Source organism: Nonomuraea sp. NPDC049637 (assembly GCF_040675235.1).
GTDB lineage: Bacteria > Actinomycetota > Actinomycetes > Streptosporangiales > Streptosporangiaceae > Nonomuraea.
This window is the reverse complement of the sequence record NZ_JBFAOM010000037.1, coordinates 88130-94751: the sequence shown is the minus strand read 5'-3', so window position 1 is coordinate 94751 and position 6622 is coordinate 88130. Positions and strand designations below refer to the sequence as shown.

Annotated in this window: 4 protein-coding genes; 1 reads left to right on the top strand and 3 read right to left on the bottom strand. The window is 76.0% G+C overall.

Annotated features, from left to right (window positions below):
• Positions 1-192: 192 nt before the first annotated feature.
• Together AB0J71_RS37190 and AB0J71_RS37185 are read right to left on the bottom strand one after the other, a co-directional pair.
• Positions 193-657, bottom strand: coding sequence for a DUF1801 domain-containing protein (locus tag AB0J71_RS37190; RefSeq protein ID WP_352330113.1), 465 nt, complete (start codon positions 655-657; stop codon positions 193-195).
• A gap of 60 nt (positions 658-717) precedes the next feature.
• Entirely contained in the window at positions 718-1173 is a 456-nt protein-coding gene (locus tag AB0J71_RS37185) for a carboxymuconolactone decarboxylase family protein (protein ID WP_364418657.1), read from the bottom strand.
• A 178-nt stretch (positions 1174-1351) separates the two neighbouring features.
• Here AB0J71_RS37185 and AB0J71_RS37180 point away from each other — a divergent pair, with 178 nt between their 5' ends.
• Positions 1352-3826, top strand: a complete 2475-nt coding sequence (locus AB0J71_RS37180) for a tetratricopeptide repeat protein (RefSeq protein WP_364418655.1) — start codon at positions 1352-1354, stop codon at positions 3824-3826.
• Here AB0J71_RS37180 and AB0J71_RS37175 read toward each other — a convergent pair.
• A complete protein-coding gene (locus tag AB0J71_RS37175) occupies positions 3810-6536 on the bottom strand; it encodes a LuxR C-terminal-related transcriptional regulator (RefSeq protein WP_364418653.1) in 2727 nt (908 codons plus the stop codon). The two genes, AB0J71_RS37180 and AB0J71_RS37175, sit on opposite strands and share 17 nt — an antisense overlap.
• Positions 6537-6622: the final 86 nt, after the last annotated feature.

Sequence of the window (6622 nt, the reverse complement as noted above, 5' to 3'; positions counted from 1 at the left end):
ATGTCCATCGAGATGCGCGACACCGACGAGGACGTCTTCCGCGCGGCGGAGGAACTCGGTATCGATCTGTCCCGGCGTGAGCCGAGCAGCGTGGACGAGGTCTGACGGTCCCCTGCTCCACTGCGGCGCGCCGGGCCGGTGCAGGGTCCGGCGCGCCGCGGTGGAGCAGGACCGCAGGGGTCCGGCGGGGGCTCAGCCCGCGGCGCGCTGCACGAGGGCGGCGATGCGCGCCTCGGTGTCGGGGGTCAGCTCCTTCAGCGCGAAGGCGCTCGGCCACATGGCGCCGTCCTCCAGGGTCGCCCCGTCGTTGAAGTCGAGGGTGGCGAAGCGGGACTTGAACTTGGCCGCGGGCTTGAAGAAGCACACGACGCTGCCGTTCTTGGCGTAGGCCGGCATGCCGTACCAGGTCTTCGGCGTCAGGTCGGGCGCGGCGGCCCTGATGATGGCGTGCACCGCCTCGGCCAGCACCCGGTCGTCCTCGGCCATCTCGGCGATCTTCTCCAGCACGTCGCGCTCGCCGTCGGCGGCCGACGCCTTCCCGCCGCGCCGCGCGGCCTTCTTCAGCTCGCTGGCGTGCGCCTTCATCGCCGCGCGCTCGTCCTCGGTGAAGCCCTCGAAACCCTTGTCGGACCCGGCGGTGTTCTTGGTGGTGCTCATGGTGAATCTCCTTCTGTGTGGGGTGAATGCTAGTACTGACCGTTTTATGGGTGGTGCCGCTCAGCCCCACGCGCCGGCGATCTGCCGGGTGGTGGCGTTGAGCCGGTTGAACAGGTTCGTCACGCCGATCATCAGCACGATCGCGGCGAGCTGCTTCTCGTCGTAGTAGGTGGCGGCCCGGTCCCAGATCTCGTCGCTGACCGCGTCGGGCCGGTCGGCCAGGCGGGTGGCGGCCTCGGCCAGCTCCAGCGCCGCCCGTTCCTCCTCGGTGAAGTACGGGGCCTCCCGCCAGGCGGCGACCGTGGCCAGCCGGTCCTCGCTCACCCCGGCCTTGCGGCCGCCCTTGACGCCGGCGTCCACGCAGGCGCTGCACCCGTTGATCTGACTGATCCGCAGGTGCACCAGCTCCAGCGTGCCGGCGTCCACGCCGCCGGAGTGCACCGCCTTGAACAGCTCCTGGATCGACTGCATCGCGCCGGGCAGAACGTAGGCCGGGTTCTTCATCCGGGACTGCATGGTGGTTTCTCCCTTTTCCCTGGTCGGCGCCCCGTCCCCCGGGGCGTGACCTAATCTCAGCGCAGCCGGCCCGCCGCGACGATGCCCGTGGGACACCGTGGGACAGTCGGAACGCCGTTGGCCTGCGGTGATTCGTCCCGGTAAGTTTCTTCCGCGACGGGACAGAGAGGCAGGACGCGTGACTCGACAGCAGACGGCGGACCCCCAGGACGAGCTGGCCACCCGGCTACGCCTGCTCCAGGAGCTCTCCGGGCACGGCGTACGGGCGCTCGCCCGCGAGACGGGCCTCAGCTCGTCGTCGTTGTCCCGCTACCTCAGCGGCCAGTCGGTGCCGCCGTGGGCCGCGGTGATCGAGCTGTGCCGCCTGGTCAAGCGCGACCCGCGCCCGCTGCGCCCGCTGTGGGACCGGGCGGCCAACCCCCTTCCGGCGCCGCCCAAGGCGAGCCGCCAGGTCCAGCCGCCCTCGGCGCCCGCCGGCGCTCCCCGTCCGCCGCGCAACGACCTGCCGCGCGACGTGCCGGACTTCACCGGGCGCGCGGCCCATCTCGACGCCGTGCTCGCCGCGGTCGCGCAGAGCCGGGTGGTCGCCGTGGACGGCATGGCGGGCGTCGGCAAGACGTGCCTGGCCGTGCACGCCGCGCACCGGCTCGCCGCCGACTACCCCGACGCCCAGCTCTACCTGGACCTGCACGGCTTCACCGACGGGCGGGAACCGCTCGACCCCGACCCCGCGCTGCGGTCGCTGCTGGCCGCGCTCGACGTGCCCTCGGAGAAGATCCCGCAGGAGGGCGGCATCGAGCCGCTGGCCGCCTGCTGGCGGGCCGAGCTGGCCGGACGGCGGGCCGTCGTGGTCCTCGACAACGCCGCCGGCGCCGACCAGGTCCGCATGCTGCTGCCCGGCGCGGGCGAGTCCGTCGCCCTGATCACCAGCCGCAACCGGCTGCTGGGCCTGGAGGAGGTGCCGCCCGTCTCGCTGGACGTGCTCACCCCGCAGGAGAGCGCCGAGCTGCTGGCCCGCGCCAGCGGCGACCCCAGCGGCCCCGACGGGCGGCTGGCCCAGGACCCGGCGGCGGCGGCCGAGGTGCTGCGGCTGTGCGGCCACCTGCCGCTGGCCCTGCGGCTGGCCGGGGCCCGGCTGCGCCACCGGCCCGGCTGGACCGTCGGCATCCTGGTCGAGCGCATGGCCGAGGGGCCGAGCGAGTTCGACACCGCCTTCGCCATGTCCGTACGGCAGCTCGACCGGGCCCAGCGCCGCCTGTTCCGGCTGCTGGGCCTGCTGTCCGGGTCCTCCTTCGACGACTACGTGGCCGCCGCCCTGGCCGGCGTGCCGCTGCGCGACGCGCGCACGATGCTGGAGGACCTGCTCGACGCCCACCTCGTCCAGCAGCCCGCGCCCGGCCGGTACACGCTGCACGACCTCGTCCACCAGCACGCGCGCCGGGCCGCCGAGGAGCAGGACTCGGCGGCCGAGCGGGAGCAGGCGCTGGGCCGGGTGCTCGACTACTACGTGCACGCGGCGGCTGCCGCCGACGCCGCGATGCCGTACGAGTCGGGCAGCCGGGCCGCGTCGGCGGGCAGCCCGCCGGCCGCGCTGCCGGCGTTCGGCGGCAAGCACGCGGCGCTGGGCTGGTTCGTCACGGAGTACACCAACCTCATGGGCGCCTTCGAGGTGGCGGTCGCCACCGGCGCCGACGCGCACGCGTGCGAGCTGCCCCGCTTCATGCGCGCGTTCTTCGCCCGGCGCTGCGGCACCACCCACCTCAACGTGCTCTTCGAACGCTCGCTGGCGGCGGCCGAACGCCTGGGCGACCCGTGGCAGCTCGCCGAGGCGCACAGCGACCTGGGCTTCGCCCGCTACAACGCGGGCCGCATGGCCGAGGCCGGGGCCGCGTACGAGGCGGCGGCCCCGCTGGTGTCCCAGACCGGCGACGCCCGCTCCGCGGCGGACCTGATGATGCGCCGCGGCTACCTGAGCTGGGACGAGGGCCACGTCGAGGAGCCGCTCGACCTCTTCCGGCAGGCGGCCCGGCTGTACGCCGACGCCGGCTGCCCGACGGGCGTGGCCCACGCCGGCGCCGACGAGGCGTGGGCGATGCTGCAACTGGGACGCCGGGAGGAGGCGGCCCGGCTGGCCCGCGACGTGCTGGCGCAGACGCACGGCGAGCCCGGCTGGCCGGCCACGCTGACCGCCCGGATCACCCTCGGCATGGCGATCGTCCACGAGGAGCCCGGCGAGGCCGCGCAGCACCTCAGCCAGGCCCTGGAGCTGGCCCGCGAGGACGGCCACAAGCACAACGAGGCGTGGTGCCTCAACTGCCTGGGCGTCGCGCTGCGCCAGATGGGCCGCCACGAGGAGGCGCTGGAGAGCCACCGGCAGGCGTTCGCCCTCCTGGACGAGCTGTTCGAGGAGCACTGGAAGGTGCACTTCCTCTACGGCTACGCCGAGACCTGCCGCCTGGCCGGCCTGCCGGAGGAGGCGCTGCGCCTGCACCGCCAGGCCCTCGACCTGGCGCCCAGGGTGGGCGCGCGGCACAAGGAGGCCCTGGCCCACGAGGGCATCGCGGCCGTGCTCGACGAGAGAGACCCGGCCGCCGCGGCCGAGCACCGCGCGGCGAGCCAGGCCATCCGCCGCGAACTCAACCCGGACGCCTGACCTCGTCCCCCTCGCCGGCGGGCCGGGCGGCGCTCGCGCGGGCCAGCTCGGTGCGGTTGGCGACCTGGAGCTTGGCGTAGACGTGCGCGAGGTGGGTCTTGACCGTGCCCCGGCTGACGAACAGCCGGGCGGCGATCTCGGGGTTGGACAGCCCTTCGGCGGCCAGCCCGGCCACCGACCGCTCGGCCGGGGTCAGGCTCTCCCAGCCGGACTCGGGCCGGCGGCGCGGCCCCCGCGCGCGGGTGGCGTGCGCGACCGCCGCGTCCAGGTCCATCGCGCGTCCCCGCTCGACGGCCGCGCGCAGTTCGCGGCCCTCCTCGCCGTCGGCGGCCGGGAGGGGGCGGGGCGCGGCCCCGAGTTCGGCGCGGGCCCGCGCGGCGGCCCCGGCCAGCACCCCGGCCGTCTTGACGGCGCCGCGCCGCAGGTCGAGCAGCGCCAGCGACTCCAGGCCGGCCACCAGGCCGAGCACGAGGCCGTGGTCGGCGTGGATGCGCAGCGCCTCGTGATGCAGTCGCAGCGCGCGTTCGGGGTCGCTGTCGTGGGACAGCAGCGCCAGCTCGTCCAGCACCCCGGCGCGCACGCGCGGCATCCGGCAGGTGACCGGTGACCGCGACAGGGCGTCCAGCAGCCGCGCCGCCGCCGCCTCCGCGTCCGACCGGCGCAGCGCCGCCGCCAGCACGAGCTGGGTGTCGGGCGCCAGCCAGGCGGCGTCCGGCTCCTCCTGCCAGCGGCCCTCCCGCCAGCACCACTCCACCGCCTCGCGCGGGCGGTCGTGCCCGAGCGCGAGCATCGCCTTGCAACGCTCCCACCCGGTGATGAACGGCAGCCGCCCGAGCCCGTCGATCAGCCGGTCCACGGGCTCCAGGGCGGCGGCGGCCTCGTCCAGGCGGCCCTGCAGGATGCGGATCTCCGCCAGGACGACCCGGGCCGAGCCGGTCCAGTGCAGGTCACGCAGCGGTTCCGCGGTCGCGACGGCCCGTCCGGCCAGCTCCGCGGCCCGCTTCAGCGCGCCCGATCGGGCGGCGGCCAGCGCCCACCAGCCCAGCGCGAAGGAGGCCACGCCGCGGTCGCCGCGCGCGACCAGCCGCTCCACGGCCCGTTCGAAGCACTCGATCGCCGGCCGGTAGTCGTCGCCGAGCACGTGCACCAGGCCGATGATCGCCTCGGCGCTGTCGGCGACGAACCCGTCCCCGGCCCGGACGGCCTCCTCCCGCACCGCGCGGGCCTCGGCCAGCGCCTCGGGCAGGCCCGTCGCCAGCAGGCCGAGCGCGATCAGCGGCCCGGCCGGCCGGGCGGCCTCCGGGGCGCCGGTCGCCTCGGCCAGCTCCCGCGCCGCCCGCGCCACCTCGAACGCCTCGATCCCCGGCTCGGCGGTGTTGAGCACGAGCGCCAGCGCCGCCAGGACCCGGGCCTGGAGCGGGCTGCGCTCGTCCGCGCCGAGCGCCGCGGCCCGGCGCAGCAGCGCGGCCCCCTCGGCGCCGCGCCCTTCCAGGTGCCACAACCACGCGCAGTCCGCGGCCAGGCGCCGCCCCAGCGCCGGGTCCGGACGGGACAACCCCCACTCGATCGCGGCCCGCACGTTGGGGTAGGCGGCGCCCAGCCGCGCCCGCCAGGCGTCCTTGTCGGTCTCCAGCAGCGGCGCCAGCTCCGCCGGCAACGACGCGTGGACGTCCAGGTGCAGGTCGCGCGCGGCGGTCTCCTCCCGCGCCGCGGCCAGGCGGTCCAGCGCGTACGCCCGCACCACCCCGAGCATCCGGTAGCGGGCCACCGGGCCGGTGGTGTCGGCCACGACCAGCGACTTGTCGATCAGCCCCCGCAGCGCCCTGAGCAGGCGTCCGTCGCTCGGCCCGCCGAGCTCGGCCAGGCGGGTGACGGCGTCGGCGGTGAAGCCCGGCTCGAACACCCCGGCGCGCCGGAACAGCACCCGCTCGTCGTCGTCCAGCAGGTCGTGGCTCCAGCTCATCGACGCCTGCAGGGTGCGCTGGCGGAAGGGGGTGGTGCGGGCGCCGCCGTCCAGGAGGGTGTAGGGGGCGCTCAGGGAGTCGGCGATCTGGGCCAGCGACAACGCGCCCGCCCAGCCGGCCGCCAGCTCCAGCGCGAGCGGCAGCCGGTCGAGCCGGTCGCAGATCCGTCTGGCCTGCGACTCGGCAGCCTTGGCCGCGGCGGGGGCGGCCGCGTCAGGGGCGCCGGCGCGGACGCGTTCGAGGAACAGCTCCAGCGCGTCGGCCAGCCTCATCGGCGGCACCGGCCACACCCGCTCGCCGGGCACGCCGAGCCTGGACCGGCTGGTGGCGACCACCGCCACCCGCGGGCACTCGGCCAGGACGGCCGCGACGACGCCGGCCGCGTCGTCCAGCACGTGCTCGCAGTTGTCGACCACGACGAGTAGCTCGCGCTCGCGCAGCGCGGCGGCCAGCACCGGCACCGGGTCGCGGTCGGCGGGCAGCGGGACGTCCAGCGCGGCGGCCATCCGGCGGCCGACCTGGCCGCCGTCGGTCTCCTGCTCCAGGCCGACCCAGAACACGCCGTCCGGCCACGCCCCGGCGGCCGCCCGGCACAGGCGCATCGCCAGCCTGGTCTTGCCGCACCCGCCGGGCCCGGTCAGGGTCAGGACCCGCCCGGCCGCCACCGCCTCGCCGGCCGCCGCCAGTTCCTCGGCCCGGCCCACGAACGACGACAACTCTGCCGGAACATGACGGACATCAGACATCGCCCGAAGTATGCCAGCAAATAGGCCAGGGGTTCGGCGGCATCTCTGCCAGGTGGCCGATGTTCCCGGCCCGCCAGGACGGAAGA

Coding starts and splice junctions, on each gene's coding strand:
- AB0J71_RS37175 (WP_364418653.1), bottom strand. CDS start 6,536: ATGTCTGATGTCCGTCATGTTCCGGCAGAGTTGTCGTCGTTCGTGGGC.
- AB0J71_RS37185 (WP_364418657.1), bottom strand. CDS start 1,173: ATGCAGTCCCGGATGAAGAACCCGGCCTACGTTCTGCCCGGCGCGATG.
- AB0J71_RS37190 (WP_352330113.1), bottom strand. CDS start 657: ATGAGCACCACCAAGAACACCGCCGGGTCCGACAAGGGTTTCGAGGGC.